Source organism: Faecalibacillus sp., from assembly GCF_047023275.1.
In the GTDB taxonomy this organism is placed as follows: Bacteria; Bacillota_I; Bacilli_A; order Erysipelotrichales; family Coprobacillaceae; genus Faecalibacillus.
Window position 1 is genome coordinate 21,031 of sequence record NZ_JBKYAR010000024.1, and the last position, 18,024, is coordinate 39,054.

The 18,024-nt window shown below is 29.1% G+C and carries 19 protein-coding genes and 2 riboswitches; of the genes, 18 read left to right on the forward strand and 1 reads right to left on the reverse strand.

The window, feature by feature from the left end; all coding sequences use genetic code 11:
* The first annotated feature begins 217 nt into the window (after nucleotides 1-217).
* Together ACLVEP_RS09165 and ACLVEP_RS09170 are read left to right on the forward strand one after the other, a co-directional pair.
* Entirely contained in the window at nucleotides 218-766 is a 549-nt protein-coding gene (locus ACLVEP_RS09165) for a hypothetical protein (RefSeq protein WP_412584359.1), read from the forward strand.
* Between the two features lie 513 nt (nucleotides 767-1,279).
* Nucleotides 1,280-3,229 carry a hypothetical protein gene (locus tag ACLVEP_RS09170; protein ID WP_412584361.1) on the forward strand — a complete coding sequence of 650 codons (1,950 nt, stop codon included), beginning with the start codon at nucleotides 1,280-1,282 and terminating at the stop codon, nucleotides 3,227-3,229.
* A gap of 52 nt (nucleotides 3,230-3,281) precedes the next feature.
* Here ACLVEP_RS09170 and ACLVEP_RS09175 read toward each other — a convergent pair whose 3' ends face one another.
* Nucleotides 3,282-3,881, reverse strand: a complete 600-nt coding sequence (locus ACLVEP_RS09175; protein ID WP_412584363.1) for a YigZ family protein — start codon at nucleotides 3,879-3,881, stop codon at nucleotides 3,282-3,284.
* A gap of 86 nt (nucleotides 3,882-3,967) precedes the next feature.
* On the opposite strand from ACLVEP_RS09175, the gene ACLVEP_RS09180 reads away from it, so the two are divergent.
* The 16 genes from ACLVEP_RS09180 to ACLVEP_RS09255 all read left to right on the forward strand — a co-directional run bounded on the left by ACLVEP_RS09180 (nucleotide 3,968) and on the right by ACLVEP_RS09255 (nucleotide 17,815).
* Nucleotides 3,968-4,834, forward strand: a complete 867-nt coding sequence (locus ACLVEP_RS09180) for a DegV family protein (RefSeq protein ID WP_318000099.1) — start codon at nucleotides 3,968-3,970, stop codon at nucleotides 4,832-4,834.
* Between the two features lie 13 nt (nucleotides 4,835-4,847).
* Nucleotides 4,848-5,318 (forward strand): MarR family winged helix-turn-helix transcriptional regulator, encoded by a 471-nt coding sequence (locus tag ACLVEP_RS09185; RefSeq protein WP_412584365.1) that lies wholly within the window; start codon nucleotides 4,848-4,850, stop codon nucleotides 5,316-5,318.
* A gap of 190 nt (nucleotides 5,319-5,508) precedes the next feature.
* Nucleotides 5,509-6,840, forward strand: a complete 1,332-nt coding sequence (locus tag ACLVEP_RS09190) for an IS4 family transposase (RefSeq protein ID WP_412582691.1) — start codon at nucleotides 5,509-5,511, stop codon at nucleotides 6,838-6,840.
* A 711-nt stretch (nucleotides 6,841-7,551) separates the two neighbouring features.
* Entirely contained in the window at nucleotides 7,552-8,526 is a 975-nt protein-coding gene (locus tag ACLVEP_RS09195) for an IS1595 family transposase (RefSeq protein ID WP_257360652.1), read from the forward strand.
* A 53-nt stretch (nucleotides 8,527-8,579) separates the two neighbouring features.
* Nucleotides 8,580-8,714: a hypothetical protein gene (locus tag ACLVEP_RS09200; protein WP_412584367.1), complete on the forward strand. Its 135-nt coding sequence runs from the start codon at nucleotides 8,580-8,582 to the stop codon at nucleotides 8,712-8,714.
* Between the two features lie 42 nt (nucleotides 8,715-8,756).
* On the forward strand, nucleotides 8,757-8,948 hold the full coding sequence (locus ACLVEP_RS09205; RefSeq protein WP_318000102.1) for a YabP/YqfC family sporulation protein: 192 nt from the start codon (nucleotides 8,757-8,759) through the stop codon (nucleotides 8,946-8,948).
* Complete coding sequence (locus tag ACLVEP_RS09210; RefSeq protein ID WP_412584369.1) at nucleotides 8,945-9,853, forward strand: sporulation protein YqfD; 909 nt, start codon at nucleotides 8,945-8,947, stop codon at nucleotides 9,851-9,853. The genes ACLVEP_RS09205 and ACLVEP_RS09210 overlap by 4 nt, the downstream gene beginning before the upstream one ends.
* Nucleotides 9,850-10,803 (forward strand): PhoH family protein, encoded by a 954-nt coding sequence (locus tag ACLVEP_RS09215; protein ID WP_318000104.1) that lies wholly within the window; start codon nucleotides 9,850-9,852, stop codon nucleotides 10,801-10,803. The genes ACLVEP_RS09210 and ACLVEP_RS09215 overlap by 4 nt, the downstream gene beginning before the upstream one ends.
* A complete protein-coding gene (locus tag ACLVEP_RS09220) occupies nucleotides 10,796-11,470 on the forward strand; it encodes a response regulator transcription factor (protein ID WP_412584371.1) in 675 nt (224 codons plus the stop codon). The genes ACLVEP_RS09215 and ACLVEP_RS09220 overlap by 8 nt, the downstream gene beginning before the upstream one ends.
* Nucleotides 11,463-12,716: an ATP-binding protein gene (locus ACLVEP_RS09225; protein ID WP_412584372.1), complete on the forward strand. Its 1,254-nt coding sequence runs from the start codon at nucleotides 11,463-11,465 to the stop codon at nucleotides 12,714-12,716. The genes ACLVEP_RS09220 and ACLVEP_RS09225 overlap by 8 nt, the downstream gene beginning before the upstream one ends.
* A 43-nt stretch (nucleotides 12,717-12,759) precedes the next feature.
* Entirely contained in the window at nucleotides 12,760-13,965 is a 1,206-nt protein-coding gene (locus ACLVEP_RS09230) for a S1C family serine protease (protein ID WP_318000107.1), read from the forward strand.
* 61 nt (nucleotides 13,966-14,026) lie between these two features.
* Nucleotides 14,027-14,794 carry a glutamate racemase gene (murI, locus tag ACLVEP_RS09235; RefSeq protein WP_412584373.1) on the forward strand — a complete coding sequence of 256 codons (768 nt, stop codon included), beginning with the start codon at nucleotides 14,027-14,029 and terminating at the stop codon, nucleotides 14,792-14,794.
* A 1-nt stretch (nucleotide 14,795) separates the two neighbouring features.
* Nucleotides 14,796-15,572, forward strand: coding sequence for a Cof-type HAD-IIB family hydrolase (locus ACLVEP_RS09240; protein ID WP_318000110.1), 777 nt, complete (start codon nucleotides 14,796-14,798; stop codon nucleotides 15,570-15,572).
* A gap of 38 nt (nucleotides 15,573-15,610) precedes the next feature.
* Nucleotides 15,611-15,727, forward strand: a riboswitch (FMN riboswitch).
* Between the two features lie 79 nt (nucleotides 15,728-15,806).
* Nucleotides 15,807-16,448 (forward strand): ECF transporter S component, encoded by a 642-nt coding sequence (locus ACLVEP_RS09245; protein ID WP_412584376.1) that lies wholly within the window; start codon nucleotides 15,807-15,809, stop codon nucleotides 16,446-16,448.
* 12 nt (nucleotides 16,449-16,460) lie between these two features.
* Complete coding sequence (locus tag ACLVEP_RS09250) at nucleotides 16,461-16,916, forward strand: pyridoxamine 5'-phosphate oxidase family protein (RefSeq protein WP_412584378.1); 456 nt, start codon at nucleotides 16,461-16,463, stop codon at nucleotides 16,914-16,916.
* Between the two features lie 53 nt (nucleotides 16,917-16,969).
* A riboswitch (FMN riboswitch) is annotated at nucleotides 16,970-17,084 on the forward strand.
* Nucleotides 17,085-17,155: 71 nt separating this feature from the next.
* The gene (locus ACLVEP_RS09255) at nucleotides 17,156-17,815 is read left to right on the forward strand and encodes a Gx transporter family protein (RefSeq protein ID WP_412584380.1); all 660 of its coding nucleotides are present in this window, start codon (nucleotides 17,156-17,158) and stop codon (nucleotides 17,813-17,815) included.
* Nucleotides 17,816-18,024: the final 209 nt, after the last annotated feature.

Here is an 18,024-nt window from a genome sequence, read left to right on the forward strand (position 1 = left end):
ACTTTGCATGATGAAATATCCTTTCGTTAGATTATTGTTAGCGCAAAAAAGTATAACATAGGAATTTCATCTTTTTTAGTATAAAACGAAAAAAAGATGATTACTAAGATATACTCAGTAATCATTTTACTGTTTATATAGATAAATTGAGGGTAGTGTATTTACGCTATTTAATATAGATTTTTGACACTACCACGTAAGCAGAAAGGGAAGAAATATGAAAAAAATGAAAAGCAAAAAGTTGCTAGCAATCGCATTGACAGCAACAATGGTGGCACAGCCGTTAGGTGCACAGAGTGTATTTGCGTATGAAAATGCTATTTCTGCACAACAAGTTGTAAGCCAATCAACAACAATGCTACATGATGGAACAGCAATTATTCCATCGGATGCATCACTAGACCAAGTAAGAGAAATTCTAGGTAAAGCATTACTTACAAACCCAGATCAACAAAATTTACAAAGTCTAGAATGGGAGTATGAATGTGAAGGTAAAAGTAGTACAGGTGTGTTAAAAAATACCGCATGGGGAAGTATTGAAGGATTTACAAGTCAAACAGGAAATTGGGTAAAAACTGATTATACTCATCCATCTCTAGCCAAAAACAGTGATGGTAGCTACAAAATTCGTTTAAAAGGATCAACAGAAGAAGTTACACTTACTAAAGCTAAAAAATTAACTTCAGCTATTACTTTAAAAGATGATGCAACAGCTAATCTTGTTTACAATGATGATGGAAGTGTTAATTATGATGCAGTACGTTAAAATATTTTTGATGCCGTTGTAGATTCTACAACACTAGATTTAACATTAAATGATGTAACAATCGAATACTATGCAACAGCAACATCAGGAGCTGTTGGATCTCTTGGAAAAGCGTGGGCACCAGTTAATGGTGGTAAAATTAGTGGATTAACTTATCCAGGTATTCCAGTAGGTGAACAAAAAATTAGAGTTTCTTATGCTGGAAGTGATACATATTATTCAACAAGCGCAGAAGCAACTGTTAATATTGGTATCGGTAAAGAAGAATCAACAATTGAAGTCAATGAAGATGTTACTTTACCATTAGTTTATAATGATGACAATAATGTTGATTATGATGCATTACGTCAAAATATCTTTAATACAGTTGTTAAATCTACAACACCAGATTTAACAGTAAATGATGTTACAATCGAATATTATGCAACAGCAACAACAGGTTCACTTGGTGAATTTGGTCATGCATGGTCACCAATTGAAGGTGCAAAAATTAATGCATTAACTTATCCAGCAATGGGTGTTGGTTCTCAAAAAATTAAAATTTCTTATGCAGGAACAAATGCAACTTTACCAACAAGTGTAGAAACAACAGTTAATTTTACAATTGGTAAAGAAGAATCAAAAATTATCTTTAAAGAAAATCCATCAGTATCATTGGTTTATAATGATGATTTAACAGTTGATTATGCAGCTGTAGAAAAAGCTATCATGAAACAAGTAGTAGATACTGAAAATAGTTCTCCTAAAGGACTTACATTAGATGATGTAACAATTGAATACTATGCAACAGCAACAACAGGTTCGCTTGGTGAGCTAGGTCATGCATGGTCACCAATTGAAGGTGCTAAAATTAATGGATTAACTTATCCAGGTCTTCCAGAAGGTGAACAAGAAATTCGTGTTACTTATGCAGGTAACAAAGAAAATACTTCTGTACAAGCTAGTACTACTATTACAGTAGTTGGACGTAAACAATCTCAATTTAATGTAAAAGATCTTGCTGAAGGAGCTACTTCTTATGAAGTTCCAATGGCATTTAATGATGATCAAACATATGATTATGATGCAACTGCAAAAGCAATTTATCAAGCTGTTATTGCTTCTACTGATCCAGAAACTTTAACATATGATGATGTTACAGTTGAATATAATGCAGGAACTGATGTAATTAAAAATTGGCAACCTCTTGACTCATCAAATTGGACAACTACATTTACTAAATTTGGTCCAGGTGAATGGACAATTAGATTTTCTTGGGGTGGTAATAAAGAATATAAAGGTACAACTCAAGAAGTAAAAGTAAAAACAACAGATAATCGTATTGCAAGTAATGTTGTATGTAAAGAAGGAGCTTCTTTTACATATAATGTGGATGCAAATGTAATGAAACAAGCAATCTTTGATAATGTGATTGATTGGGAAAATAGTACCCTTCCTGCTAAAGATACTTTAACAGTTGATGATTTTACTTTCGAATATTATGGAAGTAATACTCTTGCTGGTGATATTGATGGTGGCGTAAAACAATGGGCTCCAATTGAAGGTGGTACAGTAACTCTTTTAACATATACACAAATGGGTGCTGGAGAACAAAAAATCCGTGTAACTTATAAAGGAAATGCAGGATATCGTCCATCAGCTACAACTGAAAGTACAGTAACTGTTAATAAAGCAAAAGTTAGTGTAAAAGTTAAATCTACAAATATTTATGCAGATGAAACATTACCAGAAGACTTTATTACAATGGATCCTGCTGACAAATTTGATGTTTATACAATTTATGGTGGATTAACAAGTAATGCAAATTTATCAATTTACATGAATCTTCCTGAAAAATATACAAATAGTGCAGTATTAAAATTATTAGATCCAATTGTTGAAAAACTTTATGGTAAAACATTCACTCAAATGATCAATGATGGTGTAACAGTTGGAGAATTAAGAGAATTATTTAGCACTCAAGAATTATTAGATCTTCTTGAAAAACTTCATATTGATACTGGAACATTTGGACAAATTTTAACAGTTATCAATAAATTACCATCTGTTGCAGATTCAGTTAGAATTTCTTTTGGTACACCAAATAGAGCTGGTCTTTATTCAGTAACAGCAGTAACTGATAATAAAAACTATGAAACTGGTGTAGGTGTAGGTGCACTTCTTGTTAAGATGCGTTCAAAAGGTGTAAAACTTAACTGGAACCAAAGATTTGTAGATGGAAAAATCACTGCAGAAGAAGCTAAAAGCTTTGACTTTAAAGCAACAATTTCTGTAAATGGTGATGTAACTGTTGCTCAAGACAATATTCATTACTTATATTCAGGATTTACAAGTAAATGGAAATTATACTCAAGTACAACAACTCCTCCTACAGAACCAGGAAGTTATGTAATGACAGTTGTAACACTTGGTGGAAACTATCAAGCAGCTCCAATTACTCGTGGATTTAAAATTACAAAATAATTTGTTGAATTAAAAAACTCTTCGATTTGAAGAGTTTTTTGCTTTTCTAAAACTATTTTACAGGAACATATTCTTTTTTTATAAATTCTTTACTATAACGATTGCTTGTTAAATCTTGGATTGTATCGAAGAAAGATAAGTCATCTATATATAAACGATAAGTAACTTGTTCATTATATTCTTTATTAAGACAATCAATATCATTAACTTTAAGTAAATGTTCAAATTTTTTGGTAAAACTATAATCAATGGAAACATCATAAACATCAATTAAGTGTTTTTCAACAATGTTTGCCTCTTTTAATGCTTCAGCCACTGCTTGAGTGTAAGCTCTCGTAAGTCCACCAGCTCCTAATTTAATGCCTCCAAAATATCTTGTAACAATAGCAATAATATTGCTTAATTCTTGTTTTTTTAAAACATTTAACATAGGAAGCCCCGCAGTACCTGATGGTTCTCCATCATCATTGGCTCTTTCTTTTGTACCTACAAGATAGGCAACACAGTTATGAGTTGCATCTTTATATTTTTCTTTATAGTAATCAATAGTTTCATTGATTTTTTCTTCATCATTTAAAGGAATGAGCGTACAAATAAATTCTGATTTTTTTATGATTAATGTGTGTTGAATTGTTTCTTCAATAGATTTCATTTTTTCACCTTCCGATTTTTATCATAACATAAAACTTTAAAAATAATCTATAATTTGTTATATTATATGAGGAAGAGGTGGAGAGTATGGAAAAAATTGCTATATTAGCGGATAGTGGGTGTCAAATTCCTGTAGGTTCAAGAGAAGATGAAGGAATATTTATTGCACCACTTACAATTACTATGGAAGGTAAAAGTTATTTAGATGATCTTGAAATTCATAGTATAGATGTTTTTAAACGTATGGAAAAAGACGATATTATGGTGATGACTTCTCAACCATCAACTGGTTCATTACAAGAAGCAGTTCAAAAAATTAAAGATCAAGGATATAGTCATGTTATTGGTCTACCAATAGCAACAGGACTTTCTTCTACAATGAATGGAATGAAGTTAGCTTGTGATATGTTAGATATGCCAGTAACATTAGTGGATACAAAAGGAACAGCAAGTAATCATAAGTATCTAATTGAAGTTGCAGCAAAACTTGCAAGTGAAGGAAAATCACCAGCAGAAATTAAAGATATTTTAGAAAAACTTGTTGAAGATTCAGCAACTATTATTATGGTACCTAATTTAGATCATCTAAAAAAAGGTGGTCGTATTACACCAGCTGTTGCTACTCTTGCTGGACTTTTAAAAATTGTACCTGTTATGAAATTAAATTATGATTTAGGTGGAAAAATTGATAGTTTTGCGAAAGTAAGAACAGTTAAGAAAGCAAATTTAAAAATTATTGAACATATGGTCAATGATTGTAAGGTTAATAATAAGGACTATGTTTTTGCAATTGAACATGTTTTAAGCGAAGGTTTAGCTTTAGAAATGAAACAAAAATTGATTGAACAAATTGGAGAATGTGAAATACTTGTAAGAGAATTACCAGCTGTTGTAGGAGCTCATATGGGTATTGGTGGAATTGGATATCAATACATTAGAAAATACGAAGGGTAATAAGGAGAAAAAGATGACACAAAGAGTAGATACGATAGAAACAGTTGTTGATGTTTTTAATATTGCAATGGATATACAAGAATTGTATTTAAAACAAGGACCTTTTAAACAGCTTTCAATGTCTGAAATGCATGTATTAGAAGCTGTTGATAAAGAATCAAGTCCTTCGATGTCAGCAGTAGCAAATCATTTAAATGTAACACTTGGGACATTAACTACAGCTGTTAAAAAAATTGTAGAAAAAGGTTTTCTTATTAAAGAAAAATCTACTCAAGATCAACGTATTTATTATTTAAGACTGACTGATCAAGGAAGAGAAGCTTTAAAAGTTCATGAACAATTTCATCATGAATTAGATTATATTTATAGAAATCGTATTCCTGATGAAAGAGTAGAATGGGTTTTTTCAACATTAAGTGATATTTATAAAGATCTCGTTGTTTATCGAAATGAATTATTAAGAAGAAAAGATCAAAATAAATAAAGTCAACGTTATAAGTCAATGTCATTAAGTTAAGACTTTTTTAAGAGAATTTCTATATTTTATAAAATATGGGGGTTCTTTTTTTTATCTATTGACATGACTTTGATTTTGTGCGGCTTATAATGAATATTCTTTATATTCATTATAAGCCCTTTTTAGTAGGTGTATTTTTCAAAGGAGGATATTATCTATGTCAAATAAAAATACTAAAATTGCCTACTATTCCCCAAAGTGGATTTCTCGTCGCTTGGATGATGTTATCGATTCTACTGTAGAGTCTATTGGATGTTTTTGTGTTGATCCGGTTTCTAATTTTACCAGAAGCCGTATTCTTACTCCCAAGACACTTATTAAATTTATTTTAGGTTTGCAGGCTCACTCTTTGCCAAGTGAAGTTTCTGATTATTTTACTTCTTCAGATACTGATATCCCATCAGTATCTGCTGTTTCACAACGCCGTGACCTGTTGTACCCTGAAATTTTTAAATCTATCAACAGAAGATTTCTTTCTTCCATTGATAATCTGTCCACATTGAATGGTTACTATATTCTTGCACAGGATGGTTCCGATATCAATCTGCCCTTTTTACAGGATGATACTCAAATCTCTTATGGTCAGGATTCTATTGTTTGTCAATATCATCTGAATGCCTTGTATGACTGTATCAATCATGTATTTTGGGAATCAAGAATTGATCTGCCAACCAAAAAAAGTGAAGTAAGCGCACTGATTGATTTTATCAATCACCGTAATTATCCTGAAAATTCAATTATTACAGCTGATAGAAACTATGAAAGTTACAATCTCATGGCTCATTGTATTGAAAGTAATCAAAAATTTGTATTCAGAGTTAAGGATATCGATACGAAAAAAGGAATTTTGACATCTCTATCCCTACCCGATGAAATATTTGATATTACTGTTACTCGTACGCTTACAAATGTACAAACAAATGAAGTCAAGAAAAATGAAAACAATCAATTTGTATTTGTTCCTTCAACTTCTGTTTTTGATTATCTCGATGCCTGTAATCGTTTCTATGATCTTAGTTTTAGAATCATAAGATTTAAAATAGCTGGTGATAAATATGAAACATTGGTTACCAATCTTGATGAAAATGAATTCAAATTAAGTGATTTCAAAGATCTTTACCATCTTAGATGGAATGAAGAAACGGCATTCTATTATCTCAAATACGCAGTTGGCATGCTTTATTTCCATTGTAAAAAAAGGCAGCATATACAGCAGGAAATATACGCATCAATTTTATTTTATAACTATGCAAATTTGATCATTCAAAATATAAAAAAGAAGATGGAGATTAAAAAGACAAAGTACATATACAACATCAATGTAAGATCAGCATTGACCAACATAAGAAACTATTTTCGTAATCAAATAAAAGAATCCATCCTGATCAGAAACATAAAAAAATATCTGACCCCATCAAGGCCAGATAGAAACGTTCAACGTTCTATAAAACGACAATCACCAAGAGCGTTAAATAATAGAACAAGTTGACAGAGTTATTCTAACATAATTTTTTCTAGATATCACAAATTTTTTTGAGCCTAGACACTGGTTCTTTTAAAGTGCGTCAAAAATAAGATAATAAACCAAATTATTTAGGATAAAACAAAAAGAACAGAACATAGAAATATGTCTGTCCTTAACTTAACATAAATAGAACTGTCTTTTGTACAATGCCACCTTAACTTAATGACATTGACGTTATAAGTTGACTTTTTTTGCTTTATAATGAATTAAAAGGTGATGAAAATGAAAATATTTACAATAACTTATTAAGGAAAGATTGATAAAAAAATAACAGTTGATGAATTAAATCAAACAATAGAAAAAGTATTTGAAATATTTAATAAAAAGATAACACATTATGCTATCAGTATTACAAATAAAAATACTGGCAAAGTAAAAAAATATAGAAAAGATAAAAGATTATTAGAAAGTATACAAAATAATCAATTAGAATATATAAGTTTTTTTGCTTTACCTCAAAACTATATAACTGTTTCTTTTGATTATTCTCTTTATATGTCTATAAATTATAAAAGAAAACATCTAACGATATTTATTGAAGAAAATTTAATAGAAAACTTAATTAACCATCTGACACATCTTTTGATTTAACTCCGTTATTCTCACTTTAAACCGAGGAGTATAATCTATCACTTCTTTAAAATATTATATACTTTTCTTAAAGAGGTGGATACTATGGCTAAAAATCAAAAACCAAAAAAGGATTCTTTAATTACTTTAACTAGAAAATATGCAAATAATCATGATGAATGTGTAAAATTCTTTTTTAAAATGAAATGGCCTGTTGGCTTTTACTGTGAAAAATGTGGATGTACACATTACTATTCCATTAAAAGAGGTGATGTCTTTCAATGTAAAGAATGTGGTCATCAACATTACTTACTTTCTAATACTATATTTCAAGATAATAAGCTAGATCTTTATAAATTGATTTTAGGAATGTATCTCTTTTTTACGGCAAATAAAGGTTTGTCTGCGATTGAATTAGCTAATGAATTAGAAATAAATTATAAAACAGCGCTATTACTTTGTAGAAAATGTAGGATTCTTATGTCCCAAAGTAACAGTGAAAAAATTCTGGACAGCTTTTTTTATGAAGCAGACGTTGCTTATATAGGCTCAAAAAGTAAAGAAGAACACAAACAAGGAGTTGCTACTGAACAGCAACCCTTTTTAGTAATGTTATCAACAGATAAAGAAAATAAATATCCAAAATTTTTAAAATTAATGCCAGTAGCTGTAGATAGTACAAATAATATTGTTAGATTCATCTCAAAAAAAGCAATACTTTCAAAAGAAAGAATACTAAACACTGATGGAAAAACAACTTTTTTAGGATTAACTGATAAAATAACATTAAAATCAGAAAAAATACTCTATGATGAAGAAAATCATAGATTGTATTGGCTTAATGTATTAATTGGTGATATAAAGAATAATATTACTGGTATATATCATGGAGTAACTAAACGTGACTTACCTTTGTTTTTGAATGAACAAGAATGGCGTTTCAACCATAGATATACTGGAAAGAACTTCATGAACAAAATACAGAAATATGTTTTGAAATCACATCCATGTCCTAAAAAAGCAATTATTACTGTACTCAATTTATCCGAACCATACTATGCACATGTGTCAGATGGTTAATTAAGATAGAAAATAAAAAAATAGAACTAGTAAAGGAAATATTAAGAAGTTATATGGCATTTCCTTATACAGAAGAAATATTTATGATGGATAAAGAAGAAACGCCTTTATTATATGTTGAAGAAATAAATCCTATGAGTAGTTTTAAAACATTAGAAATAATATCTAAAAAAATCATCTCTCTTTAGAATAATGAAAAAGAAGTATCATAGCCTATAATAGGTGATAGAATGCTTTGCATACAAAAAAATAGAATTTTAATTAAACATTATCAGTTGATTATAACTTTAGAGCCGACTATCTTTGAATGTAAAATAGATCAACAAATCATTTCTATTAAAGGAAAAAATATTGAAATACATTATTATAGTCAAGATGAAGTCATGCTATTAGGTGAGTTTATGTCGATTACTTTTTCATGAATTTAGGTTACGATTATATTGTCATTGAAACTTATGATATTCTTTCTTTTTTAAAACAAGCTAAAAGACATCAACTCACACTTTTTCATTTACATCAACTCGATGAGATGCACTATTCATTTTATGTGCCCATCTATCAAAGATATCTTACTTATTCTATGCATTTACCAATTCAAAAAAGTATAGGTTTACTTCATTATTTATTACTTATTTTTAAGTTTCCACAGCTTATCTTTACAATTGCTTTTACATTGACTTTATTTATTCTTCCTCAATATCTTTATGGCTATAAGATTCAAGGAACACTTCCAGCTGTTAATCAGGCTCTTCAAAAAGATCTTACTCATCTAATCCAGAGGGTTCATCCTCGATTATCCTATCAACAAATTAATCAACTTTATGATTCTTTAAAGAAAAAATATCAAAAACAAATCGATTATTTAAATATCTATCAAATAGGAAGTATTTTACATGTTGAATATACACCAGCAAGTCATAATCAAAAAACAGTTTTGAAATATCAAGATTATATTGCTAAAAAAGATGGTATCATTTATAAGTTAAATGTTGAGCAGGGAAATATTTTAGTAAAGGTCAATCAGTATGTAAAAAAAGGAGATATTTTGATTTCACATCAAATAGAAGATACTTCTAAAAAGATAAAAATGATTCCTACTAAAGGAAGAGTTGAGGCTTATACGTATTATTATATAGAAGCCTCTTCTTCAAATGTTAAAGATAAAGATGCTTTTGCTTATTTGCTTTTTAAAATAAGGAGTCAATTACCAAAGGATGTAAAAATTGACAGGGAAAAAGTACTATCATATGATATAATAGAGAAGAAATATGTATTAAAAATGCAATATGTCTTTATAGAAAATATTGCAATTAGGGAGGATTCATGAAAGAAATTATTAAGTTAGAAGCTTATAACATTGAACAACTTGTTAATTTATCTGGAGTCAAAGATGAAAATTTAGAAGTTTTAGAAGATCATTTTCAAGTTGAAATTTCTTTAAGAGGAGATGAAATGTCAATTGTTGGTGATCAACAACAAATTGAAAAAACAAAGAAAGTAATTTATTCTTTACTAAAATTAATTGTTTCAGGAGTTTCTATTTCTAGAAGAGATGTCATTTATGCTCAAAAACTTGTTGAAAAAGATAAATTAGATCAGCTATCTGAACTTTACCATATAAAAATTGCTAGAACTTATAATGGAAAACTGATTTATCCTAAAACATTAGGACAAAAAAGCTATTATTATGCTTTAAAAAATAATGATGTAGTTTTTGGAATAGGTCCAGCAGGGACAGGTAAAACTTATTTAGCAGTTGTTTTTGCAGTAGCAGCTTTAAAAAATAATGAAGTTAAAAAAATTATTTTAACAAGACCAGCAGTTGAAGCAGGAGAAAATTTAGGATTTTTACCAGGTGATTTAAAAGAAAAAGTAGACCCTTATTTACGTCCTTTATATGATGCTTTATATGATATGTTAGGTGTTGAACAAACTGAAAAGCTTATGGAAAAAGGTGTTATTGAAATTGCACCACTTGCTTATATGAGAGGTCGTACTTTAGAAGATGCTTATGTTATTTTAGATGAAGCACAAAATACAACAGATAATCAAATGAAAATGTTTTTAACACGTTTAGGATTTAGATCAAAAATGATTGTAACAGGAGACGTTTCACAAATCGATTTACCACGAAATACAACTTCTGGACTTATTCGTGCATTAGATATTTTAGAAGGGGTCAAAGGAATTTCATTTATTCGTTTATCAGCTATGGATGTTGTAAGACACCCAGTTGTACAAAGAATAATTGAAAGATATGATGGGAATAATGAATAAAATATTATTAATTGAAGATGATATGTCTATCAATAAAATACTTGCCTATGAACTTAAAAAGAAAGGTTATAGTGTAGAGAGTTTATATGATGGTAAAGAAGCAGTTTTTAAGATTTTAGAAAATGATTATGATCTTGTTTTAATTGATTGGATGCTTCCTTATAAAGATGGTGTATCTATTATTAAAGAAGTAAGACAAAATGATTATGTTAAACCACTTATTTTATTAACAGCGCGTAGTGAACAAGAAGATATTATTAAAGGATTAGAAGCAGGGGCGGATGATTATTTAACGAAACCATTTCAATCAGCTGTTTTAATAGCGAGAATAGAAGCACATTTAAGAAGACATCATAAACATTTCTTAGATGAAATTAAATTTGAAAATGTTATTTTGAATACAAAAAATCGAGAAGTAACTATTGATGATCAGCTTATTGTTCTTACAAAAGTGGAATATGATTTGTTAAAGATGTTTATGGAACATCCTCAAGAAGCTGTTTCTAGAGAAACTTTATTACAATCTATATGGGGCTTTCAATATGATGGAGATACGCGAATTGTAGATGTTCATGTATTTAAATTAAAAGGGAAATTAAAAGAAAGTAAACTTTCTTTTAAATCTGTAAGGGGAGTTGGATATAAGTTGGTGAAAAAGGATGACTAAAAGTTATTTGAAAGTTTTATTGATGGGATTTGTTGCAGTATTACTTTGTTATTTTAATAGAGCTTATAGTCTTTATATTATGTTTCTTTATATCTTTATTTGTGCTATCAATGCTTATCAATTAGAAAGACATTATCAACGTATGGGACGTTTTTTTCAAAGAGAAAAAGATAATGAATTAAAAGAAGTAGAGATTGAAAATAAATATCATGAAAAGATATTAAGTCAATTGATTCGATCAATGAATTTACCAATGTTATTTATTGATAAAGAGGGGAAAATAGCTTTTACTAATCAAAGTTTTAGAAAAGGTTTTGAAATACCTCATTTAAAGGGAAGATATTATAAAGATATCTTTATGGGTGAAATGCTTAATTTGGTTGATCAATGTTATGTTTTTGAAAGACCGTTATCGTCAGTTGTTAAAATACAATCTAGATATTATCAAGTAGAGTCATCTCCTGTTTTTTCTGATAAAGAACATCTTATTTTTGATGGAACAATTGTTTTATTTACAGATGTTTCTAAAATGAAAGAAATTGAAGATATGCAAAAACAATTTTTATCAGATGTTTCTCATGAACTTAAAACACCGATGTCAGCAATTATTGGAAGTGTAGAAATCTTGAAAAGAGATGGCTTAGAATCACCAGAAATTTTTCAAGAATTTATGGATATTTTATTAAAAGAAAGTTATCATATGCAAAATATCATTAATGATATTTTAGAATTATCACGTTTAGATCAAACAAGAGTTAAATTGGATTTTAAGGAATTAAATGTCAAAGCGGTTGTTAAAGAAAGTATTGATTTATTTGAGCCTATGGCTAAAGAAAAACATCTTTCTTTGATTTATCATAATAAAATAAATCAACCAATTATTTTAGATTATGCGACGGTTAAAACAATTTTAAGTAATTTTATTTCTAATGCTATTAAGTATTCTAATGAAGGCATCATTACAATTAAAACAAAAAAAGAAAATAATACTTTTATTTTAAGTGTACAAGATGAAGGAATGGGAATACCTAAAAATAAGCTAAATTATATTTATGATCGTTTTTATCAAGTTGATAAATCAAGAAGTTCTAAAATATCAACAGGACTAGGATTAAGTATTGTTAAAAAAATAGTAGAACTGAATCAAGGAACAATTGATGTTGAAAGTACTTTAGGGATAGGTTCGACTTTTACTGTCAGATTGCCTATAAATCCCAAAGTTTCCCACAATGAGGATATAATTTAGACATAATTATTTTCTATGATAATAGCATCAAGGAGGAAGTATTATGAACGAAGATAATAATAATTTTATTTTAGTTGATGAAGATAAACCTAAAGAAAAGAAATGGAAAAAAGTAGTAAAGATTTTATTAGTTGTAGCAATTGTTTGTTCCTTTGCGATGAATGGCTATGTTTTTTATAATATGATGACATCATCGAGTGATAGTACAACATCTGTAACGAATAAAGGAACAGTTAAACAAGTAAATTATGATGTTAAAACAGATACTACAAGTGTTGTCGAAAAAGTCAGTGACAGTGTTGTAGGAGTAGTTGTTTACCAAAATACAACAAATAATGTATTTGGATTTGGTGATAATTCAAACTCTTCTAGTGAAACACAATCTGGAAGTGGTAGTGGGGTCGTTTATGATCAAACTGGTAAATATACTTATATTATTACTAATCACCATGTTATTGATGGAGCTAATAAAGTACAAGTTGTTTTCTCAAATGGTGAATATGTCGATGCTGAAGTTGTAGGTAGTGATGAATATAGTGATGTTGCTATTTTACGTTGCCAACCAAATTTTGATGTCAGTGTTATTGATTTAGGAGATTCTGATTTATTAGATAAAGGAGAAACAGTACTTGCTATTGGTTCACCTTTAGGAATTCAATATTCAGGAACTGTTACTCAAGGTATTGTTTCAGCAACAGATCGTACAGTTTCTGTTGATTTAAATGATGATAATGTTGATGATTGGGATATGAATGTTATCCAAACAGATGCGGCTATCAACCCAGGTAATAGTGGGGGAGCTCTTGTTAATATGAAGGGTGAACTTGTTGGTATTACAAATATGAAATTCTCGGATGAAAGTGTAGAAGGTATGGGATTTGCAATTCCTATTAATGATGTTATTACAGTTGCTGAACAAATTAGAACAAATGGTAAAGTATCACATCCTGTTATTGGTATTTCAGGTGTTTCATTAAATGATTATTCTTCATATGAACTTCAAAGATATGGTGTTAAAGTATCTGTTGATGAAGGGATCTATGTTGTAAAACTTACAAGTGATGGAGCTGCAAGTAAAGCTGGAATTCAACAAGGTGATGTTATTGTTAAATTAGATGGTAAAGATATTACTACTTATAAATCATTCTTAACAGCACTTTACTCACATAAAGCAGGAGATAAAGTAAAAGTTGTTGTTAATCGTAGTGGTAGTGAAAAAACAATTGAAGTCACACTTCAAGAAAAATAGATATTGCTTAACGCAATATCTTTTTTTATAATAAATGTAGAATGATTGAAAGAGGAATTATATGAAAATAGGTATTTTTGATTCAGGAATAGGTGGCTTATCAGTGTTGTATGAAGCAATGCAACTTTTGCCTCATGAACAATTTATATATTATGCTGATGAAAAGCATGTTCCTTATGGGGAAAAAACAAGAGAAGAAATCATCGGTTATGTAGATGAAATCATTCAGTTTATGATTGAACATGACTGTAAGGCAATTGTTATTGCTTGCAATACAGCAACAAGTGCAGCAGTTGCATTGATGAGAAAGAAGTATGATATTCCTATTATTGGAATGGAACCTGCAGTCAAAAAAGCAGTTGATTTATATGGAAATCAAAAGGTGTTGGTTTGTGCTACACCGATTACAGTTAAAGGTAAAAAGATGTTAGATTTGGTAGAAAGAGTTGATAAAGATCATTTAGTTGATTTGGTTGCTTTACCAAAGCTTGTACGTTTTGCTGAAAAGCAAGAATTTAATAGTAATGATGTATTAGCCTATTTAAAAGATGAACTTTCAAAATTTCATTTTGAAGATTATGGTTCACTTGTTTTAGGATGTACACATTTTAATTATTTTAAAGATAGTTTTCATCAATTGTTACCTCATGTACATTTATTGGATGGTAATAGAGGAACTATTAATTATTTAATGAAAAATATTGAATTAGAGAATTTAGAAAGTTCTGTTGAATATTATTATTCTGCTAAAAGAGTATGTGGAGAAGAATTAAAACGTATTGAACGTTATTTGGAACGTTTAAAAAATATGAAAGATATAGGTAAATAAAATGATAAAAGCAATTTTTTTTGATATTGATGGAACATTAGTAAGTTTTAAAAATCATCAGATTCCTAAATCTACATTTGATGCATTATATAAATTAAAAGAAAATGGAATTAAGCTTTTTATAGCAACGGGAAGAGGAAAAGATGGATTAGATGTTTTAAATGATTTTCCTTTTGATGGTTATATTACTTTAAATGGTCAATACTGTTATACAAATAATCAAATTATTTATTCCAATACAATTAAAAAAGAAGATTTACAAGCATTGTTAGATTATTTAAAAGACCATCAAGTTCCTTGTGGTTTTACAGAAGAAAATACAAAATACTTCAACTATCGTGATAAACGTGTTGATGCGATTCATGCTATTACTCATAATGATGATCATCCTGCAGGAGATTGTAGTCATGTCATCGATAAATCTATTTATCAAATCATGTGTTTTGTAGATGAAGATGAAGAAAAAGAAATTTTAAGTCATATGCCTCATTGTATATCTGCAAGATGGCATCCAACATTTTGTGATATTTCACCAATTGGTGGAACAAAACAATTAGGAATTGATAAATTCTTAGAATATTATGGTCTTGATTTAAAAGATACGATGGCTTTTGGTGATGGTGGTAATGATAAACAAATGTTACAACATGTATCTCTTGCTATAGCAATGGGTAATGCTGGGGATGAGTTGAAAAGTATTGCTGATTTTGTTACAAAAGATGTAGATGATGATGGTATTGCCTATGCTTTAAAACATTATGGCTTGATAGACCTTTAAAAAGAATAGAAATTATTATATAATAAAGAAGCAATAAAATAATACTTCAGGGCAGAGTGAAATTCTCTACTGGCGGTAAACTCCGCGAACCAATGATGGTCGAACTGGTGAAATTCCAGTAGCAACAGTTATAGTCTGGATGAAAGAAGTGTTTTTTGTAATACTTTTTATATACAAAAACGTACCTAGAAGATTATTTTAGGTGCGTTTTCTTTGCTTAAGGAGGTATATAAAATGAGTACAAAGAAAATAACAACAGTGGGGATGCTTTGTGCTATGGCGATGATTGTTAATGTTTTTATTTCATTTCCAATAGTGCCAGCAGTATCTTTTTTAAGATATGATCCCAAAGATATTTTAATTGTTATTGGGGGATTTATTTATGGACCAATGACATCATTATTAATGAGTTTTATTTGTTCGATTTTTGAAATTATGTTAAAGGGAGGTAATATTTTAGATGTCTTGATGAATATGGTTTCAACGTGTTCTTTTGCTTGTATGGCAGCATTTATGTATAAAAAAGTACATAATCAAAAAGGAGCAGTTTTAGGGCTAATAGCAGGTGTTATTTGTACAACAATAAGTATGCTTATTTGGAATTATATTATTACACCTATTTATTATGGAATGCCAAGAAGTGCTATTGTACCTTTACTACTTCCAGGAATATTACCTTTTAATTTGATTAAAGCAACAATGAATGCAGCAATTGTTTTTTTCCTATATAAACCAATTGTACAAATATTAAGAAGAAGTCATTTGGTGGAAAAATCAAATCGACAAGGGAATGTTTATAAAGGATATGTAGTAGTTATAGGTGTTGTTTTAGTAACAATGATTTTATTTATTTTAGGATATCAAGGGATTATATAAGGAGATAAGAGTATGGAATTTTTAGAAGCAAAAAAGATCATGGAGCAAAAAATGGGTGATTGGAAAATTATGGCATTAGCTAGTTGTGTAAATAATTACCCAATGGTGAGAAATGTAAGTTGTATTTTTTATAATGATAAAATCTATTTTAAGACAGATAAAAACTTTAGAAAGACACAACAGTTGTTTAAAAATAATCGAGTAGCGATGTGTTTTAATGGAACACAAGTTGAAGGAATTGCTGTTAATAAAGGATTGGTCGTAGATGAACCAGGAAGAGTTTTTGAAAAGAAATATAAAGAGTATTTATGGCAAAGTTATAATGCTTATTCTCATGTTGAAAGTGAAATTTTAATAGAAGTGACTCCTGAGTTTGTGGAAATTTGGGACGAAGATGAAAATCGAAATGCTTTTCAATTATTTATTGATTTTAAAAATAAAACAGTTGAATACAAACCTTACGATTAAAGAAATCATATTATTTGATTTCTTTTTTTGAAGTGCTAATATATATATGAAAAGAAAGTCTTCAGGGCAGGGTGCAATTCCCGACCGGTGGTGATAGTCCACGAGCAGATGCAGAAAAGGTGTAATTCCTTTACCGATAGTGAAAGTCTAGATGGAAGAAAGACATTTTTTTAGATAATGTTTTTTAGTCATGGAGATTAGTATTTTCATGATATTTTTTATTTTAAAGGAGAATTATTATGGAAAGTACTAAGACACAAAAAATGGTTTTAGCAGCAATGCTTGCTGCTTTAGGGATGATTTTAAATCTCATTGAGATTCCTTATCCCTTTGCTCCTTGGCTAAATCTTGATTTATCGGAAATTGTTGTTCTTGTAGCAATTTCTACTTTAGGATTTATGCCAGCATTATTTGTATGTATTTGTAAATTTGTTGTTTCTATTTTATTTAAAGGATCAGTAGGACCAATGGCAATAGGTCAAATCGCAGCTTTGATTGCATCACTTTCAATTTGTATGACTTATTCATTGCTTGCTAAAAAGATTGATCCAGAAAAGAATTTAAAAAATTATTTTTTAGATATGGTTTTAACAATGTTTGTTTTTGCTTTTATTATGTTTGTCATTAATTATTTCTTTGTGACACCTACTTATTTAATGCAAAAACCTACATGGTATACTCATTTACCATTTGCAATAGATATTCAATCATTTAATCAACAATATGGATCAAACATTACAATTCCAGCATTTTTATCTTTTTTATCACCATATGGTCAAGCAATCTTTATTATTTATTTTCCATTTAATTTCATTAAAGGAATTATTACAGGCATTGTTTATTATCTTGTAAGACCAGTTGAAAGAAGATTTAAAAATAAATATATTCAAGAAGCTTAGGCTTCTTTTATTTTTTTATAATCATTCCTGACTTTGGTATCCAGCATTAAAATATAGTGATAGTAAAAAAGCAGTAGGAATTCAAGATAGAATCTCTATTGCTTTTTCGTTTAAATCTTATAATTGAATATCTGTCTAATTTGCCGCTCTGTCAAATGTTAAACCGCAGATTTAACACACCACACAACCGCAAATTATATTAACCATTA

Coding starts and splice junctions, on each gene's coding strand:
- ACLVEP_RS09205 (WP_318000102.1), top strand. CDS start 8,757: ATGCTTTGCATACAAAAAAATAGAATTTTAATTAAACATTATCAGTTG.
- ACLVEP_RS09240 (WP_318000110.1), top strand. CDS start 14,796: ATGATAAAAGCAATTTTTTTTGATATTGATGGAACATTAGTAAGTTTT.
- ACLVEP_RS09250 (WP_412584378.1), top strand. CDS start 16,461: ATGGAATTTTTAGAAGCAAAAAAGATCATGGAGCAAAAAATGGGTGAT.
- ACLVEP_RS09185 (WP_412584365.1), top strand. CDS start 4,848: ATGACACAAAGAGTAGATACGATAGAAACAGTTGTTGATGTTTTTAAT.
- ACLVEP_RS09255 (WP_412584380.1), top strand. CDS start 17,156: ATGGAAAGTACTAAGACACAAAAAATGGTTTTAGCAGCAATGCTTGCT.
- ACLVEP_RS09200 (WP_412584367.1), top strand. CDS start 8,580: ATGGCATTTCCTTATACAGAAGAAATATTTATGATGGATAAAGAAGAA.
- ACLVEP_RS09175 (WP_412584363.1), bottom strand. CDS start 3,881: ATGAAATCTATTGAAGAAACAATTCAACACACATTAATCATAAAAAAA.
- ACLVEP_RS09245 (WP_412584376.1), top strand. CDS start 15,807: ATGAGTACAAAGAAAATAACAACAGTGGGGATGCTTTGTGCTATGGCG.
- ACLVEP_RS09195 (WP_257360652.1), top strand. CDS start 7,552: ATGGCTAAAAATCAAAAACCAAAAAAGGATTCTTTAATTACTTTAACT.
- ACLVEP_RS09170 (WP_412584361.1), top strand. CDS start 1,280: ATGGGTGTTGGTTCTCAAAAAATTAAAATTTCTTATGCAGGAACAAAT.
- ACLVEP_RS09190 (WP_412582691.1), top strand. CDS start 5,509: ATGTCAAATAAAAATACTAAAATTGCCTACTATTCCCCAAAGTGGATT.
- ACLVEP_RS09165 (WP_412584359.1), top strand. CDS start 218: ATGAAAAAAATGAAAAGCAAAAAGTTGCTAGCAATCGCATTGACAGCA.
- ACLVEP_RS09220 (WP_412584371.1), top strand. CDS start 10,796: ATGAATAAAATATTATTAATTGAAGATGATATGTCTATCAATAAAATA.
- ACLVEP_RS09180 (WP_318000099.1), top strand. CDS start 3,968: ATGGAAAAAATTGCTATATTAGCGGATAGTGGGTGTCAAATTCCTGTA.
- murI (WP_412584373.1), top strand. CDS start 14,027: ATGAAAATAGGTATTTTTGATTCAGGAATAGGTGGCTTATCAGTGTTG.
- ACLVEP_RS09215 (WP_318000104.1), top strand. CDS start 9,850: ATGAAAGAAATTATTAAGTTAGAAGCTTATAACATTGAACAACTTGTT.
- ACLVEP_RS09225 (WP_412584372.1), top strand. CDS start 11,463: ATGACTAAAAGTTATTTGAAAGTTTTATTGATGGGATTTGTTGCAGTA.
- ACLVEP_RS09210 (WP_412584369.1), top strand. CDS start 8,945: ATGAATTTAGGTTACGATTATATTGTCATTGAAACTTATGATATTCTT.
- ACLVEP_RS09230 (WP_318000107.1), top strand. CDS start 12,760: ATGAACGAAGATAATAATAATTTTATTTTAGTTGATGAAGATAAACCT.